Origin of the sequence: Fibrobacter sp., assembly GCF_045112255.1 — a bacterium.
In the GTDB taxonomy this organism is placed as follows: Bacteria; Fibrobacterota; Fibrobacteria; order Fibrobacterales; family Fibrobacteraceae; genus Fibrobacter.
In genome coordinates this window covers 40,637-58,859 of record NZ_JBGUHR010000056.1, presented here as the reverse complement: position 1 = coordinate 58,859, position 18,223 = coordinate 40,637, and the positions used below count along the sequence as shown (strand labels likewise).

The window sequence follows — 18,223 nt, the reverse complement described above, 5'->3', positions numbered from 1 at the left end:
ATACAAATAATATAACAAAATAAATTTATTTTCAACAATAAAAAAATTTATACAAATTCACTCACGTAAAAAAACATAAAACAAACAATAAAAAAAAGACTCTTTGCACAAACAAAGAGCCTTTCCATTAAAAGCAATTAAGAAGTCGTTTAAATTACTTCAAAATCACGTTCTTTGCATTCACCATGCCATTCTGTTCGATCTTCACGATATAGCGGCCGCTCGGAACCATTCCAGAATTCCACTTGATCTGGTGATCGCCCGGCTGGAGGTTCTTTTCAGAGACATTTGCAAGAACGGCGCCATTAACGCCGACAACAGAAACCTTCACATCACCAGCAGACTTGAGTTCAACAGAAACGAGACTGCGGTTCAAGCCCTTAACAGCCGGAGCTGTCGGAACAGCAGCAACCATCGGCATGGATTCATCCACAACGGAGGATTTCTTCAAATCATTTGCAGTGCCAGTCCACTTGATAACATGATACGTCGTATTATGCAAGTCATCCCAGCTCGAATAAAGCAGAGAATATATATCCATCATAAAGTTATAAACAGCCTGCGCTTCAGGATACTGTAAAGAATGGTCAATATCTTGGCTTACAAGATCGGAGGCCGTGAAATGGAATTCATCACCATTCGAGTTATTACTATCCTCATCGTCAATAAATATTTCCGAATGTGCAATTTTATTTATTTTTGAGGAACCCCTTGAGAAAACGCCATACTTAATATCGACAGGGTATTTCACCTTAGAAGTGTCATTTTTAGGTACATAGCAATATTCCAAAGTAGCGTTATCATTGACCACACTGGGGCTTATATTGCCGCTATGACTATTTCTATTGCGAGTGTCTTCCGTATCATGATGATGAGAGAACGCATAAGATCCTGTAGGACACTTATTGCCTAACCTCAACACAAAATAACTATACGGAACTCTAGTAAGAGAGTTTACATTAAGGACGCAATACGTAAATTTGGCATGGCCACCAAGAGTAATTCCTGGAGGATTCGGATCCGTATTATTTTTAACACCCGTATGGTTGTGGCTATCTTCAACATCAAGATCGATAAGGACCTGTTCACCAGGGCAACTACCCGTGTTCTTAAGAACGCCAATTCTAGCACCAAAGCACATACTTGCGGCCAGCGGAATTAAAATAAATAACTTATTCATATTATTCTCCTTTCAAATAAGTTATACAAAGTATAGTAATACTTTATTTTACTTGCAATACAAACAAATAAATAAATTTCATTTTACATTAAACTTTATCAAAAAAAAAGGTAATTTATCATTTACGAACAACAAAATCCACACAAAATATTCACAACAACAAAAAAAAGCACGACAACAGCCGTACTTTTCAAAAAAAAACACATTTTTCAGCAATTTAGAGGTTACAGACCTTCAATTTCGAGCAATGACGCCATGTCGCTGGAATTGATTTCGAAATCAAGCTTGGCATTTTCGCGGATACGCTCCTCATGCACGGATTTTGGAAGCGGTAAAAGTCCGAGCTGCAGCACAAAGCGGCTTGCAAGCTGCGGCACCGTAACATGGTATTTTTCGGCCATCGCACAGACTTCAGGCACTTTCAGGAGGCGCCCCGTTGCATTCGGCGAATAAGCTTCCACCAGAACCCCCGTCTGTTCGCAAAAATCAATCAATTCCGTCGGCACATGCCCGATGTGGACGCGAATCTGGTTCACCGCAGGTATCACGCGGGCACTCGCCAGTAAATTATTCAAGTCGTCAATTTCAAAGTTAGAAACGCCAATTGCTCGGATTTTACCCGCCTCGTAAGCTTCTTCAAGGGCTTTCCAGACTTCGAGATTTTCCTTAAAATAGCGATTTCCGCCGATTGAACCCATCTCGGCCCACGGGCGCGGAGCATGGATCAGCATCATGTCGATATGGAACGCGTCTAAGCGGTCCATCGATTCCTGAATGCAGCGAACCGCATCATCGTAATTTTTGACTTCGGCAGGGATTTTCGTCGTGATAAAAACGCTTTCACGGTGGATTCCAGTCGATTTCAGCGCCGTTTTGAGACCTGCGCCGACCCCCGCCTCGTTTTCATAGGCAATTGCCGTATCGATATGGCGGTAACCCGCATCTATGGCAGTGGCAACGACGGTTGCAGCCACGTCATTTGGCGTTTGCCATGTCCCTAGAGCTATTTTGGGGATACGCTGACCGTTGTTCAGCTTGTAAAATTCTTCGAGTATCATATCCAACCTCACAACTTATTCTAAACTAATATAAATAGAAACACGAATCTCGCAAGGTAGATTCGTTAAAGTGCTAATACCACTTTGGAATATTTACTAGTGTGAAAGCCGCTTCGCGGCAGTTCCAAGTTCTGAGTTACTAGTTACTAGAGAATTTCATATTAAGAATTCTAGTAACTACTAACTATTAACTAGTAACTGTGCCGAAGGCTCTAAGTAATTACTTCTCTATAGTCTTGATGTCGCCTTGGGCGGCGCGTTTGGCGTTGTAGGGGTCAATATGAACGAGGGCATCGACGACGTTTTCGTTTGAATCGATGAGCAACTGTTCGACCTCTTCGGCTACGTCATGAGCATCTTTCAGCGTCATTCGGTCATCCACCACGATATGCACGTCCACATGCAAGTCGCTCCCGACATAACGCGAACGGAGTCCATGCAAACTGATAACTTTCGGGTGAGAAAGCGCCAAATTACGCAATTTTCCAAGAACATCCGGGTCCGCACCGCGGTCCACGAGCTGTCGAAGCCCCGGAGCCGCAATTTCAACGGCGGAATGCATAATGAAGAACGCCACAACCAACGCACCAACGGAGTCCGCAAACCACAGCTGAGGGAGCAAAATGGCGAAAACGACCGCCACAAGCACAGGGATCGAGCTGAAGGAGTCGCTACGGTGGTGCCAAGCGTTCGCTTCGAGCACCTGACTGCGGATTTTCCGCCCCGCATTTCGCGTATAGCGGAACAGGATCTCTTTCACAATAATGGACACAAGCGCCATCACAGCAACGACATTTTCCGGATGTGAAGCTTCGCCCGCCAAAAGGGCAATTACAGCCTTATACCCGATACCCACACCAACAGCGGCTACAGCAAGGCCGATTCCAATCGTAATTAGCGTTTCAAAACGGCGATGCCCGTACGGATGTTCCGCATCTGGCGGGGAATTCCAGAAATGACTGCCCACAATAACAGCAACATCCGTCACAAAATCCGATGCACTATGGACCGCGTCTGCAACTAGAGCTTGAGAATTGCCAACAACGCCCACAACAAACTTAGCAATAGAGAGCGCGGCGTTCCAGCCAAGCCCAACCCAAGTCACTTTGCGAACTTCTGCACTGTCATCTTTTTTGCGTACGCGAGTCATGACCTTTAAGCTAGAAAATTTGCAACCTTACGTGCTCCCAAATCATCAAAATTGCTGTAATAAAAAATCAATGTTACTATTTTTCTAATGCATATGAAAAAACTCTTGAAAATCATCATCGTTATCGCCGTTTTGGCAGGGGTCGCCCTCGGCATCAAATCGTACTTCTTTAACGACGAATCCGCCAATCAGGCGGGCGCCCTCATCAGTACCAAAGTGGTGACAGATACCATCAAGACAACAATTTCGGCCACAGGCACTTTGGAACCCGTTGACCAAGTGGAAGTCGGCACCCAGGTTTCCGGCGACATCGCTAAAATCAACGCCGATTTCAATTCCAAAGTCAAGAAGGGACAAGTCATTGCCGAGCTCGACAAGTCCAAGCTGCAATCGACATTGAAACAGGCTCTGATTTCGTACAAGAGTGCCGAGAACGACCTAAAGTTTAAACAAAGTACTTACGACCGTGTAAAGAAGCTCGCCGAAAGCAAGAGCGCAAGTGCGGTCGAACTGGAACAGGCTGAATACAACCTAAACGCAGCCAAGCTTTCCGTAGAACAGCGCCAGAACGAAGTGGCGCAGGCCCGCTTGAACCTCAGCTACGCGACCATCAAGAGCCCGATTGATGGTGTCGTCTTGAAACGCGCTGTAGATGTAGGCCAGACGGTTGCCGCCTCCATGAGTACGCCTACGCTGTTCATCATCGCAAAGGACTTGGTACAAATGAAGGTCATGGCTGCAGTAGATGAAGCGGACATTGGACAAGTTAAAGCCGGGCAGCGAGTTACATTTACCGTCGACGCTTTCCAGAACGATATTTTCAACGGCACCGTACAAGAAGTCCGCTTAAATCCGACGACCACGAGCAACGTGGTGACCTATACCGTCGTGATTACCGCCGAAAATCCAGAACAGAAGCTTTTGCCGGGCATGACCGCCACCTGCACGATTGTCACGCAAGAAATCACGGACGCAGTCACAATTCCCGTCAAGGCGCTCAAATTCAAGCCCGCCGAAGGCACTCCGATGATGGACCCGAAGGATATGCCGCGCCCGGAACGTCCGAAGACCGCCGAAGCTGGCGACAACTTCCCGCCACCGCCTCCCGGCATGGGACCGGGTAGCGCACCGGGCACAGGCGCCAAGAAAAAACACAAGAAGCCAAAACTTGAAGGCGACCACGTCTGGATCAACATCAATGGAAAGGCAGCACCGCGTCGCGTGAAGATTGGTCTTAGCGATGGCGTGAACGTCCAGATTCTCAAGGGCCTTTCCGTCGGCGATTCCGTGGTCACAAGCCAGGAAACAGCAACAGCAAAAGCTCGCAAGTCGGATGCCGCAAGCCCGTTCATGCCGCAGAGACCCGGAAAGAAGAAGAAATAATCGGCAAAACGTCATTCCGAGTCCATTAGGACGAGGAATCCAGTTATTTCTAGCGAATAATTTTACTGGATGGGGCCAAAGCCCCAACTCCTTGGCTCGGTCATAAAAATATATAAGCGTAATCGGAATTGTATGGATCCTCCTAACGGAGGATGACCGTGGACGCAACTCTCGCCTTCCTTATTACTCTAAAACGTACTTAAAATAAACGTCCAAAAGCGCTGAACCCCAGAGGTAAATAATTGGGGCGGCAATGGCGAGGAACGGTCCGAAAGGAATTTGCCCGGCGTCCTCGCTGTTCTTGTTTTGGGCATTTTTTTTCGCGGCAAGCATCCCGTACGGGACCATCACCACGATTCCAAGCAGAGCCGCAACTAGGAGCGTTTCGACAGCACCCGTCACGCCCATCAGCGCGCCATACCCCGCTAAAAGCTTGACATCGCCAAAGCCCATTGCATCTTTCTTGAGCACTTTAGTCGCAATCCAGCCGAGCAGATAAAGCCCGCCACCCGCAACAACGGCCCCAATCAAGCTCTGGAGAGGCGTCACGCCACCAGGAACGAGCGAAATCAAAAGCCCAGCGACAATTCCGCCCACCGAAATGGAATCAGGAATAAGCTTGTACTTGCAATCGACCGCGCACACAGGGTAAGCGCCAAGCAAAAGCCAGAACATTGCAGCCGCATCAGCCCAAACCACAGGAGACAAGACCGGTCGCGAAAAATCCGTTCCGAAGCCAGCCGCCGCATAAAGCGCAAGCGCCCCAAGCAACCCACAAAGGCTCTCGCCAATCGGATAAATCACGCTGATAGGTTGTTTGCAGCAAGCGCTCTTGCCACGCAGCCAAAGCCAGCCTACAATCGGCAAATTGTAGCGGATCGGGATCCTCTTTTTACAAAGCGGGCAATGCGATGGCGGGTTAATCAGCGAAATTCCGCGCGGCATGCGGTAAACAATGACATTATAGAAGCTCCCGACACAGGCGCCAAGGCAAAAAAACACGATCAACCAATACCAAAGTGGAATTTCTTGCATAAAATCCTCGTCTTTTCCGGAATATAATTATAATTTAGTTAAACATTTATCTAACACTTGGAGACCCCATAATGAATATTGAAATTGCCGCTATCTGTGATGCCGCCACCGCCAACGATGCCGGTGGACGTTTGAACATCCTGGGTGCATTTGACCGAATTTTCGCTAAGTTCCCGCTTGTGATCCCGCAGTGTTCTGCCGCTTTCCGCTTGCGCTACCAGCGTTCCGAAGCAGGCACACACCAGTTGAGCCTTTCAATCGAAGACGTTGTTGGACACGCCGTTGTACCGCCGATGCAGTCCGAGATCGAACTTTTGCCAGTCGTCCAGGGCTTTGACACCGCTGCCGTGAACATGGTTTTGAACATGCAGCGTTTGCAGTTCAAGCGCCCGGACAAGTACATCGTGCGCCTCGTCGTGGATAACGAAGAACTTGCCACGCTCCCGCTTTACATTCTCGAAGACCCGCGTCTCGCCCAGCAGAAGCAGCCTCCTCAGGCTGACGAAACCGGCGTTGACGGCAGAGCATAATCAGACGAGAGACTAGAGACGAAAGACTAGAGAGCGTCGGGTATCTAAGCCCGGCGTTTTTTCTATTTTAAGACTTAACTGGATGTGGCAAGCCCCAACCTCTTTGGCTCGGTTATATCCATGCAAGCACGGCTGCAACGCTCGCCTTCTGAGGTTGTCTTCGCTTCGCTCGGAATGACGTAATTCAACAATCATTTTTATCTTAATAAAATGTACTCTAGTTCTTTTAAAATTTTCGTTCCATTCATCGCCGCAAGCCTCACCGCATGCAGCGGCATCAACGACAGCTGGGAAGTCAAAGGCGGCGGGTTCCTCAAATACACCATCAACGGCAAAGACCAGATCAAGCAGGAACTCAGCAGAGACGATATCGAAATTCCATTCATCCGGAATAACCACCACTACCTTCAGATAAGAATTCCAATGGAAAGTAGTGAACGCAAGGACCAGCTGAGTATTCTTGTAAACAACCCAAAGCTCGGCAACAACAATATCGTCCCAACATACACGTGGATTCAAGTCCAGGGAACCCCCAAAGCATTTGTCAAAGGAGACAGCAACTACGTCCACATCGACCAGAAAGACGATGCAAAATGGACGGCCAATATCCATTTGCATTTTACGGATTGCAGGCAAGGAAAATGCGACGAAAGCCTCCCCCCGATACTTTTCGAAGGCCGTTTGCATTACTGGATTTCGGAAGACGACCGTTAAAAGCGAACTGAAATGAATTCGCTTCATTTTTTTTGAAAATTATCGTCCTCCACCCTTGACAAAGGGAAATTCTTTTTCTAATATTGGGCTACCTTAATGGTCGATTAGCTCAGTTGGTTAGAGCGCTACCTTGACATGGTAGAGGTCACAGATTCGAGTTCTGTATCGACCACTGAAAAGCCTCGCAGAAATGCGAGGCTCTTTTTTTTGTTTTAAAAAGTGCGGCTCATTCTCAACACCGACAGTGCAACACGCAAGAGCGAGATGCGCCAAGGCGAAACGCGACGGCTATACAAACAGAAAAGCTCGGGAGTTACCCGAGCGAATTTCGTAAATGGCGACCCGACGCGATGGCCAGGGTGACATTCTTAATTACTTAGCGATAGAATCTACCACAACCTTAGCAGCAGAGTCAGCCGGAATGGCGACAGCAGCGCTATCGGCAACCGGAGCAGCAACTTCAGCGGCGGCCGGTTCAGCAGCCTTTTCTGCGGCAGGAGCCGGAGCGGCAACAGCAGCAGGAGCGGCAGCAGCTTCAGCCGGATCTTCAAAGAAGTTCACCTTGGAAAGGCCAAACATCATGATCCAGGAGAGCACAAGACCGCCAACGCCCATTACAATACCTGTAACAGCCATGCCACGCGTATCCGTGTAACCCGTAGCGTGTGCAAGAGCGTTAGGAGGCGTAGAAATCGGGAGGCACATGCCGAGAGAGCTTGCGAATGCGACAGCAACCATCAAGGAGGTCACGCCACCGAGCGGAGCGAGGTTGTCCTTGCAGCTCACTGCCACGACGATGAAGATCGGGACGAGCAAACTAGCCGTGGAGGTATGGCTCATGAAGTTTGCCATGAAAAGGCAGATGAAGCCGCAACCGACCATGAGGACGACCGGGGACCAGGTGTTGAACGGAATAGCGTTGATGAGGTCCTTGGCAAGACCCGTCTGCTGCAAACCGAGACCGAGAGCAAAGCCGCCAGCCACGAGCCAGAGAACGTCCCAGCTCATTTCGTTGAGGTCTTTCTTGGTAATCACGCCCGTCAAAGCAAACACAGCCATCGGGATCATAGCAATCACGTTGTCGTTGAGGCCATGAACATTCTTACCGGTCACCCACAAAAGTACGCAAACAGCAAAGGTAATGTAAACGATGATAGCGCGCGGACTCTTGTCAAAGCCTTCGGCACCTTCGATATCGAGGTTCATTTCCTTCATCTTGATCGGATAGAGCTTGAGGAGCAAAAGCCAAGCGAGGATCATCATAATAATCACATACGGAACACCGAATTCCATCCACTGGCCAAACGAGATGTTGAAACCGCTGGACTGGAGAGCGCCAAGAGCAATGGCGTTAGGAGGCGTACCGATCGGAGTACCCATACCACCGATGTTAGCACCAAGCGGGATGGCGAGGGCAAAAGCAGCTTTACCGCGGTCGTTGGCATCAAAGAGCTTGAGCACCGGGCCGAGGATAGCGAGCATCATAGCAGCAGTAGCGGTGTTGCTCATGAACATGGAGAACACAGCGGTAATAATCATGAGGCCAAGGAGCACCCACTTCGGGTCCTTTCCGAACGGCTTCAAGAGCACACGGGCAAGGTTCTTGTCCATGTTGTACTTGCAAGCGGCAGAAGCAAGGAAGAAGCCACCCAAGAAGAGCATGATGATCGGGTTGGCAAACGTTGCCATGATATCCTTGAACTTGAGCGGTTCAACACCTTCCACGCGGAACGGGATAAGAGCCGAGTTCGAAAGCGTGAGAATCATCAACACGATGACGAACATGGAGGTGGACCAGATCGGGAACGGTTGAAGGATCCAGAAAAGGGCTGCCATCACAAAGATTGCGATGACGCGAATTTCGAGAGTGTTCAACGCGTGGTCACCAACGAAGCCGAGGGCTTCGTACGGGACGAAGAGGGCAGCGATGGCGAGCACCGATGCAATAATGAGTTTGATGAGTTTAGCTTTTGTCATAACGAGCGCAAATTTAGTAATTAAACTTGCGTTCGGCTAGACCGCTATTCAATTCGGAATTAGGAAGTAAGAATTAGGAGTTGTTTAATATGGCGGCTACGCCGCGATTATTTCTATTCCGAACTCCGAAATCCGAATTCCTAATTATCAGTGCACCATGATTCTCGTGACGGCACTAAGGCTTCCGACCTTGACCTTCACGAAGTAGACGCCCTGCTTGGGCTTTTTCATAGCGATGGCGTTCGTGCCCGCATTAGCAGTAGACTTGCCCGTCGCAACGATTCGGCCATCGATACCCACGACGCTAACTTTCACCTTGGCACCGGTGAGCTTGGTGGCTGCATCGAAACCGACGTTCAGGACGTTCGGAGTCTGGTTCACGCGGAGTCCCTTGAGGAGATTCTTCGAGACTCCAGAGACTACTGCACTCTTGGTCACTCGAACAGAGATATTCTTCGCCTTCGACGAGAGCGTCACATCCAGCGGACGGTCTTTTGCAACCTCGACAGTTTCATTATCAACCGTCGCGTATACACGCAAGCCCTTCGCCCAGACGCTTTCGAGACCTTCAAAACTCAAGTGACCATCGCGCATTGTCGTTGCACTCACTTCGAGATCCCATTCAAGGTCGTCAGCGTTCTTTTTCACACTCTTGACCAGGCGTTTTTTACCATCAACAATGGAGAGGTTCACTCGGTCACCCATGCCTGCGGGCGGTTCACCCAAAGTCGAAGCAGTCTTCCCGGCAGCAAGTTCGTTCCAGGAGTCGCGCTTGCCGTTATTGTCCGCCAGGACGACACGGAGATTCCAGTCGTCAGGCGCGGCATTCTTGTTCAAGGACTTCTTTCCATTTTCCTCTTCGAAAACGATGGCAGCCTTCAGCGGAATGCGATACGTCATGGGCTTTTCCGTATGAACCCAGATTGCTTCGTACGGTCCAAGCGTATCCGGTTCTACGTAAGTGCTCGCTTCAGGATCCCACTGGCAGAACTGAAAACCCTTTTCCTTCGGAATTTTCACATACCAGCCAAACGGATTTGCCACAAGATTCCAGCCAGAGAACTTGTTTTCCAGGCGCCAGACAATCTCATCTTTCATGTCAGGAGTTTCTAGACTCATCACCAACGGTTCGCTATCGATAGGGCCGTACCAGTAACCACGAGTGGAATCGAACTTGTCATCCACGCTGAACTTGCGGTACTGCCAATAATCACCGACCGGATTCGTTTCATCCCACCAGAAAATCGATGTCGAGACATCCGAGCCGTTCGCCTGGGCACAAACTTCATTCATTTCACGATAGAACTGGTCATTGTCAGGAGCGTTGCCTCGCTTGACTTCTGACTTCATTTCTTCGCACTGTTCAGCAGCCTTGTCATGCCGCTTACGGGCAAAACGTTCTTCAAGATTAGACAGGCATTCTTCGCCATTGTTTTGGCAGAAGGCATACAGCGAAAGCATCTGCCAGGAAGTAGTGGCGATTTCGCGAGTTTCCATAGACGTGATAGTCTGTTTGTAAGGAATGGAATCAACGCCGTCCCTAAGCATGAAGATTACGGTGTATTCGCCAACAGGTGCCGGGTCGAGGCGCCAAGTTCCGTTCTTAACGTTACCCACCGTTTTTCCATCAATCACGGTATCAAGGTAAATTCCGGCCTGCGAAATCACTTGAATGTGGTAATCCACCTTTTCAGTCATATTCGCAAGCTTGTTATCAAATTCCATACGGAGGGCTTTGCCATCCTGCGTTGCCGTCGGTTCTGCAATATCGAGCAGATACTTTTTGTGCTCTGTACTGCTGGAACTTGATTCGTCGTTGACGGAACCACCGGAACTGTACTTGCCATTACCCGCGCTGCTGCTAGAAGCGTTGCCGTTACCAGCGCTAGAAGAATTGCCACCATTGCCCGCACTCGAAGAACTCGAGGATTCCGAGGTATTTCCGCTGCTAGAACTGCTGGAATTTCCGCAAGCTTTAGTCTTCACCTTGACGGTCAGATCCGCCTTTACATTTGTATAAGTTCCGTCCCAGCTGTCGAAGCACTGGCCTTCGGGCAATTCTAGTTCCGTAGGAGCGGTTGCATCTTTGTTGTATTCAACCGTCTGCGTCTTAAAAACCTTTGTTCCGGCTTCATCCGTAAATTTAACCGTATAAGTGCAAGGAGCGGTTTTGACCTTAATGGTCAAATCAGACTTTACACTTGTATAAGATCCGTCCCAGCTGTCGAAGCACTTGCCTTCGGGCAATTCTAGATCCGTAGGAGCCGTCGCATCTTTGTTGTATTCAACCGTCTGCGTATCAAATATTTTCGTTCCATCTTCATTTGTAAATACAACTGTATACGTGCAAACCTTATATTGGGCAAGAATATCCACCGCAGCCATGATGTGAGTATAGTCTTCGCTCCACTTGTCAAAGCACTTGCCATCCTTCGGCGCAGGAGTTGCAGGAGCCACGGCGGCACCGCCAACTTTCACATTCTGGACATCAACAACTTTATCACCAATTTTGACAGATAGAACAGTTTTACCATCCTTGAACACAACAGGAACCGTCGAGATAATCTGCTCCGTCGATGGAGTTCCAAAGAACGGCAATCCCCCCGCATCATTAGAATAGGCCCACACCATATCTTCGGATTCAGTCCAGGGGCTGTTCAGGAACGCCGCAAAATTTGACGATTCCATATAGTCTTTAGAGACATAGCCGTTATTTTTAGCCGTCAATTCCGTTTTTGCACCATTGCGCACATTATTTGTAGCGGTGAATTCGCCAAAATTGCCCTCTGTAAAGTTCTTAACACTGGAACCATCCGCATCACCAATAGCAGCAACGTTATCTACACCATAATGGAAATTCGAAATAAGTATGGATTCTTTTTGTCCTTGAATTCCCGGGATTTCGCCAAACAGGTAACCCACTTTATTTTTGGGAGCTTCTTCATCAGCTTTTTCAACGGCAAACCCATCAGAAATGTTACCATTCGAATAGGTATTCTTTACAGTTATTGCTTCTGCAGCCCTTGATTTACCAACAAGACCGCCCAAGCTGAAAGTCTTTTTCTCAAAAGATCCGTTTTCGCCATCTAGTTTGTTAAAATGTCCCTTGACCGAGCTTTGTGCAATTTCACCAATCAAGGAACAATCTCCACAGAGGCCACCTACAGAGGCATAACTGTCATATCCAGGAGTACCATAAGCTTCATAATCCACAAGGATCGATTTTTTCGAATTTCTCGGCAAGACCTGGACATCCTTAAACGAGATCTTCGAATCACCACTGCTGATCAACGGGAACTTACCAACAACACCGCCCACATAGGATTCAATACCATCATCGACAACCTTGATGTAGTTTGAAGAACGCAAGCCTTTTACCACAGCCGATGAATTATACGTATTGACCGTACCAAATGCACCGCCAATATAAACCTTCTCCGAAGCTTCGGCTATTTTGATATTCGTTTTCTTTACGTCGTAAGTAATGCCAACGCTTATTTCGTTCTCAGCCACAGCATTTTCATTTCCGGCAATAACAGCCGCACCCACAAGGCCACCAATCGAAGCCGATACATGAACTTCAGCGGTCGACGCAATATCGGGTTCCTTGGCACTCAGATTAATCGAACCCGTAGCCTTTGACTTTGTAAGTGTCAAATACAAATCAGTCGATGACGAATTATTCACATGGTCACACCCTGCATAACCGGCAATGCCACCCATATAATACTGATAAATTCCATTTTTCTTTAAGGCTTCAGTAAACTCGAAATCCGTTACAGAAGCGTTTGATATTTCGAGCTTTCCACTATTGCATATATCACCGTTTCCTATAAGGCCGCCAAGATAAGTAGCTTTAGGCAAAGTCTTTTTGAATATGCTTTGCGAAACCTTCAGATTTTCAATCTTTGCATCCTGGATAATCAAACTTGATTTAGGGTAGTTATTCGAATCAATCCGCTTAACCTCTCCAAGCAAGCCACCCATTGATATACCACCAGCAACAGCAGGTCCCGTCGCTGCGTTTGAGCCTTTGATAGAAATCCTACTGATATTAAATTCTTTGTAGTCTTCATTATTCTGGTTACCCTTGGTGACATACAGGCCAACAAGACCACCCACGCTCGACAAGTCAACAGCAGCCTTGTTTCGGACATCGACCTGCAAGTTGATGTTGTCAAAAGAGGTTTGGTAAGCGACACCGGCAAGACCGCCGACAAGGGCCTTGTAACCTTTTGTATATGAAATATTGCAGCCTTCACATTCACCAACATAGCCATCGGTCACCGCAATTTCATTTGAAACATTTACTACGTTATTAGTTCCAAATGACCAAAAACTCGAAATCAAGGATTCTTCAATGACCCCAGCAAGACCACCAGCTAGCGGCCCCTGAATAACAACATTGTTAAAATCAACGCCTTCCACCCTGCTGTTATAAATTTTTCCAGCAAGCGCCCCAACAGGGTAATACTTAGTTCCCAAGTCAGAAGGGTTCTCTGTCGAAGTCACAAATTGCACATCTGAAAAAGCCACGTTCTTAACGATAGCATTAGAAATCTCCTTAAACAAGCCTACCGAGGAACCCGTCTGGTCATCGATGGTCTTGCAGAGATTTGAAATAATATAGCCGCTACCATCAAATACCTTTCCTGTAAAATCAGGCGCGAAATGATCTTCTACGCAGACCCCGGCTTGAAGCTCATGGAAATCAAGATCAGACGCCAAGACCAAGGTGGATGACTGTTTCAGATCGGGATCGGGATTTGTTCTCCATCGAAATCCAAACTTGTTCCCACCAAGATCCATACGAAGTACTTTAACGAAAGCATCCGACACGGGGAAATCAGCCTTCACCTGCGCAAAATTGACGCATTCAACGCCATCCTCATTTACCGATCCGATGGTACATTTTTCATTTTTCTGTTTCAGGTAAAGAGCGTTATCTGCGGCGCTATAGCCAAGATTCAAATACACGGACTTGGCCCAATTCAGCGGGGGTTCCGCAGCAAGTGCAGACATCGGGATAGCCAAACCTAAACCAAGCAGCAGACGTGTTAAATAATTCATTCAAGCCCTCTAAATTTTTTGCGCGCTAATGACAGATTACAGCGAGCCTCTCTGCCTGTAAAAATACCTTTTGTAGCAACTTTTGCAAGCGCAATGCAAACAAAAAATATCATTTGTGACTATAAACACGATATGAGGAAATTCTCATATACATCATTTGCAAGCTTCGATTTCTATTGCTAAATTGAAAACAGTCATTCAAGCATTTCATAGGAGCAAAAATGATAAAAAAGGTCATTCTCTTGGCAGCTGCGATTGCCACATCCAGCTTTGCAACGTGGGATTACTTTAGCCTCCTAGACGGGAACCAGGGATCCGTCAAGGCCGGGCTTTATTACGACATGGATAACGACTGGTCTCAAATGGGTCTCAAAGTCGGTGCACGAATGAACATAGCACCAAAAGTCGAACTTTCCATCCAGAGTTTCGGTTTCCAGTTCTGGGGCGAAACTGAATGCGACGCCTGCGCTGAAGGCGGCTATGGGCTTCGCGACTTGATCATCGGAGCGCGCTACGCCTTAGATCCGGAACTATACTTCTTCCTTGACTTCAATCTCCCCATTGGACGCGAAAGAAACGATGGAACGACACCTCCAAGCCAAGGCGAAATATTCCTTTACTTTGGCGCCCAGCACAACAAGGCCATCGACGCGATAAAGGGAGCCTCCTACGGTACTGAAGCAGGTATTTTCTGGGGATTCGAGCATCACGACCTGGAAAGAGGTCTTGAACTGCACCTGGGCGCAGAATTCGACTACAAGCTTCCTTCGGCGCCATTGACGCTTTTAGTCGGCACTCAGTTCTGGCTGCGCATTTTTGAATCCGAAGACCACGACAAGGACTTGCGCGACGACTGGTCTGACCAGTGGAAATTCTGGGTTGGTGCAAACTTTGAACTCAACAAGAACATTGCGCTCAACGGTCAAATTATCCTCCGTAGCCAGGACCTGAACCACCGTAAAAACAACGAAGGCTTCCGCGAGGTCCCTATGGAAGGCGACGCCCTCGGATTTGCGCTTGATATGGAATTCAAGTTCTAATTTTTCCCGGTCAATTTCACTTTAAAACCAGTCGATTTTTCGGCTGGTTTCTTTTATTTTACATAACATCATTTTTCCCTATAGTTTTTAATTATATTTGCCGCAAAACTCATGTATGGAGATGTTATGTTAAGAAAAATTCTTATGGGTGCAGCTGTACTCGCTACATCTAGCTTCGCAACTTTCAGCAACTTCCCAGTCCCTGCCGCACAAAGCGGCGAAGTCAAAATCGTCTCGGACTTCACGATGCAAGGCGACTGGAAGGATCTCGGTCTTTCTGCAAAAGGTCGCTTTGTTCCGGTCCAGAACCTGGAACTCTATTTGAAACTCCCCTTTACGGTCGTCACCCGTTGGGAAGGCCATGATGCCGACAAGGAAGGCATGAAGAACCTGACTTTTGGCGGACGTTACCAGATTATCTCGACTGTAGCCGCTTTCCTTGACGTAACTTTTCCGACCGGCAAGGACGCCATCAACGATGACGGATTTAACTTCTACTTTGGCGGACAGTACTCCAAGGACTTTGGAGCCGTAGCTCTCGGTTCTGAAGTTGGACTCACAATCGTCACCGAAGGCAGCAACCACAAGAAGCCGCCGATGGTATTGAGCCTCAATGCAGAACTGGACCCCAATGTTTCTCCGGTTGTAACCCCGTACTTCGGCGCAACAATGAATATAATCTTGACCAACCCGCAGGCTAACGGGCACAAGGACGGCGAGACCAGCGGCGATGTCGGCATATCTCCGTATGTAGGCGCCAACATCAAAATCAACCAAATGTTCTCCTTTGACGTAAGCGCTTCGTTCACCTTGGGCGATGACTATCTTGCCGCTACATGCGATGGCAATACAAAAACGCCGATTACATTGTCCGCCTCGTTCAACGCAAGCTTCAAATAAATAGTTTTAAAGGCTCACTACTAATATGTATGTGAAAAGTCCCGGCTATGCCGGGACTTTTGCGTTACGAGACTGACGAGATGGAGATGCCCGCGCAGTGGCGGGCATGACAAACGCTGGAGGAATGTGCCTAACGCGCTCAGGACGACGCTGGAGGAACAGCGCGCGAAGCGCAACTTCCTACTGTCTACCGTCTACTGCCTACTATCTAATATCGAACGGCGGAATCGGGAGCGATTCACCGGATTTCATTGCCTTGTCGAGAGCGGCAGACTTGACCGGATCGACCCACCAATATACCGGAATTGCGTCTTCGCGATTGAACTGGTCGAGAATCTTTTCGGGCGTACCGTAACGGTTCCAGTAGAGGATGCGGTGGTGGTCGCATTGCCACATCAGCACGTACGGGACGATTTCGGCAAGGCGGTTGTCGAGCGCCTTCAGGATTTCGTTGCGCTTTGCAAGGTCAAATTCCGTCTTCTGCAAATTGATGAGGCTATCGACAACCTTATCCTGGACGCCGGCGAGATTGTTCGTGCCTTTCTGCATCGCGGTCGTAGAGATCCAGCTTGCTTCCGGGTCGCGGAGGCGGCCAGCGCCCCAGTTCACCCAGTAAAGGTCAAAGTCGGCATCGTCCAAACGCTTGCGGAGCGTACTCTGGCTCATCTGCTCGATGGTCGCCACGACACCTACTTTCTTGAGGTCTTCCTGAAAAAGCGTAAGGTGACGCAAGTCTTCCTGGCTCGTGATGAAGTTGATGGCAAACGTCTTGCCATCCTTTTCAAGAACGCCCTCGCCATTCACCTTGTAGCCCGCTTCAGCAAAAAGCGCACGAGCCTTTTCAGGATTGTAGCTGTAAACAGGCGCCGTCGGGTTCTGGTTATTCGCCCAGAGGTCCGGATAATAGCTATTCAAAAGGAAGTACTGACCGTACATGTACTTTTCGTTCATCGCTTCGCGATTGAGGAGGTACGAGAGTGCGCGGCGGACGCGGACATCCTGGAACTGCGGCTTGCGGAGGTTAATCGCCATGCCCTGGAAGCCAATCGGTTCCTTGTTGTAGATACGCTGCTTGACGGCCCAGCCCTTCTTGACAGCATCAAAGTCGGTCTGTTTCATCCAAATGCTGCTCGTGTAAATCGCGTAGGCGTTGAAGTCCTGCTTCTTAAACGCTTCGAGAGCCTTCGTCTGGTCGTTCATGAAGCGGTAGCGGATTTTCTGGAAGTTGTACTTGCCATGGTTCCAGTTCTTCTTGAAACCCCACCAGTCGCTGCGGCGCTGGAGTTCCACGTAGCGGTCTTCGCGGAAAGTCTTGATGATGTACGGGCCAGAAACCACCGGAAATTCGTAACGGATCTTGTTGAAGTCCTTGCCTGCCCACACGTGCTTCGGGAATGCGAGCATGCCAGCAGCTTCCCAGAAGTTGCCCCAGTGGGATTCCTTCGCGGTCATGCGGACAGTCAAGCTATCAACGACTTCCGGGCGTTCAAAGCGGCTGAGGCCCACCTTGAAAATCGGCGTGAGGTTTTTCTCATCCATGATGACATCGTAGTAGAACTGCACATCTTCGGCGGTGATTGCTTTGCCGTCGCTCCACTTGGCGCGCGGGTCCACGTGGAAGGTGAATGTCTTGCCATCTTCGGAGACTTCCCACTTGTCCGCGAGGATGCCGACTTCGCGATCTTCGGTGGTATGCAGGCTCACAAGCGGTTCGAACATCATGTTCATGAGTTCGGCAGAGAAGCTGTTGTAGTCTTCCCACATGTTGAAAGACTTCGGCATGGCGGAGCCCCAAAGCGTGATGGAGCCACAAGCGCGGGCTTCCTTGGAGGCAATCGGGTCGAACTCGCCGGTCGCCGTAGAATCGAGCGGGAGAATCGGGCAATCGGCTTCGGAAACGGCGGTGCCTTTTTTCGAAGATTGACCAGATTTGGAATCGCCGGATTCATTGCAGGCGACAAGAGCAAAAGCGAGAGCAGCCGCCATCGGGACGGCAAATAAAGTGCGGAGGGAGAATGTTTTCATGCAGGATAAGATAATAAAAAGGCGACCCCGGCACGATGGCCGGGGTGACAATGCGAGATGTATCGTGTAGAGAGGCAAGAAATAATGGATCCCCTCCGCGTCGCTCCGAGGATGACAGGCCGGGGTGACACCATAGCGGACAGATGGCGGATCGAGTCCGC

12 protein-coding genes and 1 tRNA gene are annotated in these 18,223 nt (G+C 48.8%); 6 read left to right on the top strand and 7 right to left on the bottom strand.

Annotation, left to right across the window (positions count from 1 at the left end):
* Positions 1-154 precede the first annotated feature (154 nt).
* The 3 genes from ACJMM9_RS07825 to ACJMM9_RS07815 form a co-directional block, all read right to left on the bottom strand.
* A complete protein-coding gene (locus ACJMM9_RS07825) occupies positions 155-1,180 on the bottom strand; it encodes a hypothetical protein (RefSeq protein ID WP_405325467.1) in 1,026 nt (341 codons plus the stop codon).
* Positions 1,181-1,404: 224 nt separating this feature from the next.
* On the bottom strand, positions 1,405-2,238 hold the full coding sequence (locus tag ACJMM9_RS07820) for an aldo/keto reductase (RefSeq protein WP_405325464.1): 834 nt from the start codon (positions 2,236-2,238) through the stop codon (positions 1,405-1,407).
* 220 nt (positions 2,239-2,458) lie between these two features.
* Complete coding sequence (locus ACJMM9_RS07815; protein WP_405325461.1) at positions 2,459-3,388, bottom strand: cation diffusion facilitator family transporter; 930 nt, start codon at positions 3,386-3,388, stop codon at positions 2,459-2,461.
* Between the two features lie 93 nt (positions 3,389-3,481).
* Between ACJMM9_RS07815 and ACJMM9_RS07810 the strand changes: the two genes are divergently transcribed.
* Positions 3,482-4,771, top strand: a complete 1,290-nt coding sequence (locus ACJMM9_RS07810; RefSeq protein WP_405325458.1) for an efflux RND transporter periplasmic adaptor subunit — start codon at positions 3,482-3,484, stop codon at positions 4,769-4,771.
* A gap of 183 nt (positions 4,772-4,954) precedes the next feature.
* Here the strand turns inward: ACJMM9_RS07810 and ACJMM9_RS07805 are convergent, their stop codons facing one another.
* Positions 4,955-5,806 carry a prepilin peptidase gene (locus tag ACJMM9_RS07805; RefSeq protein WP_405325455.1) on the bottom strand — a complete coding sequence of 284 codons (852 nt, stop codon included), beginning with the start codon at positions 5,804-5,806 and terminating at the stop codon, positions 4,955-4,957.
* Between the two features lie 71 nt (positions 5,807-5,877).
* On the opposite strand from ACJMM9_RS07805, the gene ACJMM9_RS07800 reads away from it, so the two are divergent.
* The 3 genes from ACJMM9_RS07800 to ACJMM9_RS07790 all read left to right on the top strand — a co-directional run bounded on the left by ACJMM9_RS07800 (position 5,878) and on the right by ACJMM9_RS07790 (position 7,222).
* Entirely contained in the window at positions 5,878-6,336 is a 459-nt protein-coding gene (locus ACJMM9_RS07800) for a DUF6941 family protein (RefSeq protein WP_173831679.1), read from the top strand.
* A gap of 210 nt (positions 6,337-6,546) precedes the next feature.
* Positions 6,547-7,050: a hypothetical protein gene (locus tag ACJMM9_RS07795; protein ID WP_405325452.1), complete on the top strand. Its 504-nt coding sequence runs from the start codon at positions 6,547-6,549 to the stop codon at positions 7,048-7,050.
* Positions 7,051-7,148: 98 nt separating this feature from the next.
* A tRNA-Val gene (locus ACJMM9_RS07790) sits at positions 7,149-7,222 on the top strand.
* A 200-nt stretch (positions 7,223-7,422) separates the two neighbouring features.
* Here ACJMM9_RS07790 and ACJMM9_RS07785 read toward each other — a convergent pair.
* Together ACJMM9_RS07785 and ACJMM9_RS07780 are read right to left on the bottom strand one after the other, a co-directional pair.
* Positions 7,423-9,027, bottom strand: coding sequence for an SLC13 family permease (locus ACJMM9_RS07785; protein ID WP_405325449.1), 1,605 nt, complete (start codon positions 9,025-9,027; stop codon positions 7,423-7,425).
* 147 nt (positions 9,028-9,174) lie between these two features.
* Positions 9,175-14,097 (bottom strand): T9SS type A sorting domain-containing protein, encoded by a 4,923-nt coding sequence (locus ACJMM9_RS07780; protein WP_405325447.1) that lies wholly within the window; start codon positions 14,095-14,097, stop codon positions 9,175-9,177.
* A gap of 221 nt (positions 14,098-14,318) precedes the next feature.
* On the opposite strand from ACJMM9_RS07780, the gene ACJMM9_RS07775 reads away from it, so the two are divergent.
* Both ACJMM9_RS07775 and ACJMM9_RS07770 read left to right on the top strand, forming a co-directional pair.
* Complete coding sequence (locus ACJMM9_RS07775; RefSeq protein WP_405325444.1) at positions 14,319-15,137, top strand: hypothetical protein; 819 nt, start codon at positions 14,319-14,321, stop codon at positions 15,135-15,137.
* 126 nt (positions 15,138-15,263) lie between these two features.
* Entirely contained in the window at positions 15,264-16,037 is a 774-nt protein-coding gene (locus ACJMM9_RS07770; protein ID WP_405325442.1) for a hypothetical protein, read from the top strand.
* A 204-nt stretch (positions 16,038-16,241) separates the two neighbouring features.
* Here ACJMM9_RS07770 and ACJMM9_RS07765 read toward each other — a convergent pair whose 3' ends face one another.
* Positions 16,242-18,062: an extracellular solute-binding protein gene (locus ACJMM9_RS07765; RefSeq protein ID WP_405325439.1), complete on the bottom strand. Its 1,821-nt coding sequence runs from the start codon at positions 18,060-18,062 to the stop codon at positions 16,242-16,244.
* Positions 18,063-18,223 lie beyond the last annotated feature (161 nt).

Excerpts from the sequence above, each read along its gene's own strand:
- ACJMM9_RS07825 (WP_405325467.1), bottom strand. The coding sequence starts at position 1,180 with ATGAATAAGTTATTTATTTTAATTCCGCTGGCCGCAAGTATGTGCTTT.
- ACJMM9_RS07820 (WP_405325464.1), bottom strand. The coding sequence starts at position 2,238 with ATGATACTCGAAGAATTTTACAAGCTGAACAACGGTCAGCGTATCCCC.
- ACJMM9_RS07815 (WP_405325461.1), bottom strand. The coding sequence starts at position 3,388 with ATGACTCGCGTACGCAAAAAAGATGACAGTGCAGAAGTTCGCAAAGTG.
- ACJMM9_RS07810 (WP_405325458.1), top strand. The coding sequence starts at position 3,482 with ATGAAAAAACTCTTGAAAATCATCATCGTTATCGCCGTTTTGGCAGGG.
- ACJMM9_RS07805 (WP_405325455.1), bottom strand. The coding sequence starts at position 5,806 with ATGCAAGAAATTCCACTTTGGTATTGGTTGATCGTGTTTTTTTGCCTT.
- ACJMM9_RS07800 (WP_173831679.1), top strand. The coding sequence starts at position 5,878 with ATGAATATTGAAATTGCCGCTATCTGTGATGCCGCCACCGCCAACGAT.
- ACJMM9_RS07795 (WP_405325452.1), top strand. The coding sequence starts at position 6,547 with ATGTACTCTAGTTCTTTTAAAATTTTCGTTCCATTCATCGCCGCAAGC.
- ACJMM9_RS07785 (WP_405325449.1), bottom strand. The coding sequence starts at position 9,027 with ATGACAAAAGCTAAACTCATCAAACTCATTATTGCATCGGTGCTCGCC.
- ACJMM9_RS07780 (WP_405325447.1), bottom strand. The coding sequence starts at position 14,097 with ATGAATTATTTAACACGTCTGCTGCTTGGTTTAGGTTTGGCTATCCCG.
- ACJMM9_RS07775 (WP_405325444.1), top strand. The coding sequence starts at position 14,319 with ATGATAAAAAAGGTCATTCTCTTGGCAGCTGCGATTGCCACATCCAGC.
- ACJMM9_RS07770 (WP_405325442.1), top strand. The coding sequence starts at position 15,264 with ATGTTAAGAAAAATTCTTATGGGTGCAGCTGTACTCGCTACATCTAGC.
- ACJMM9_RS07765 (WP_405325439.1), bottom strand. The coding sequence starts at position 18,062 with ATGAAAACATTCTCCCTCCGCACTTTATTTGCCGTCCCGATGGCGGCT.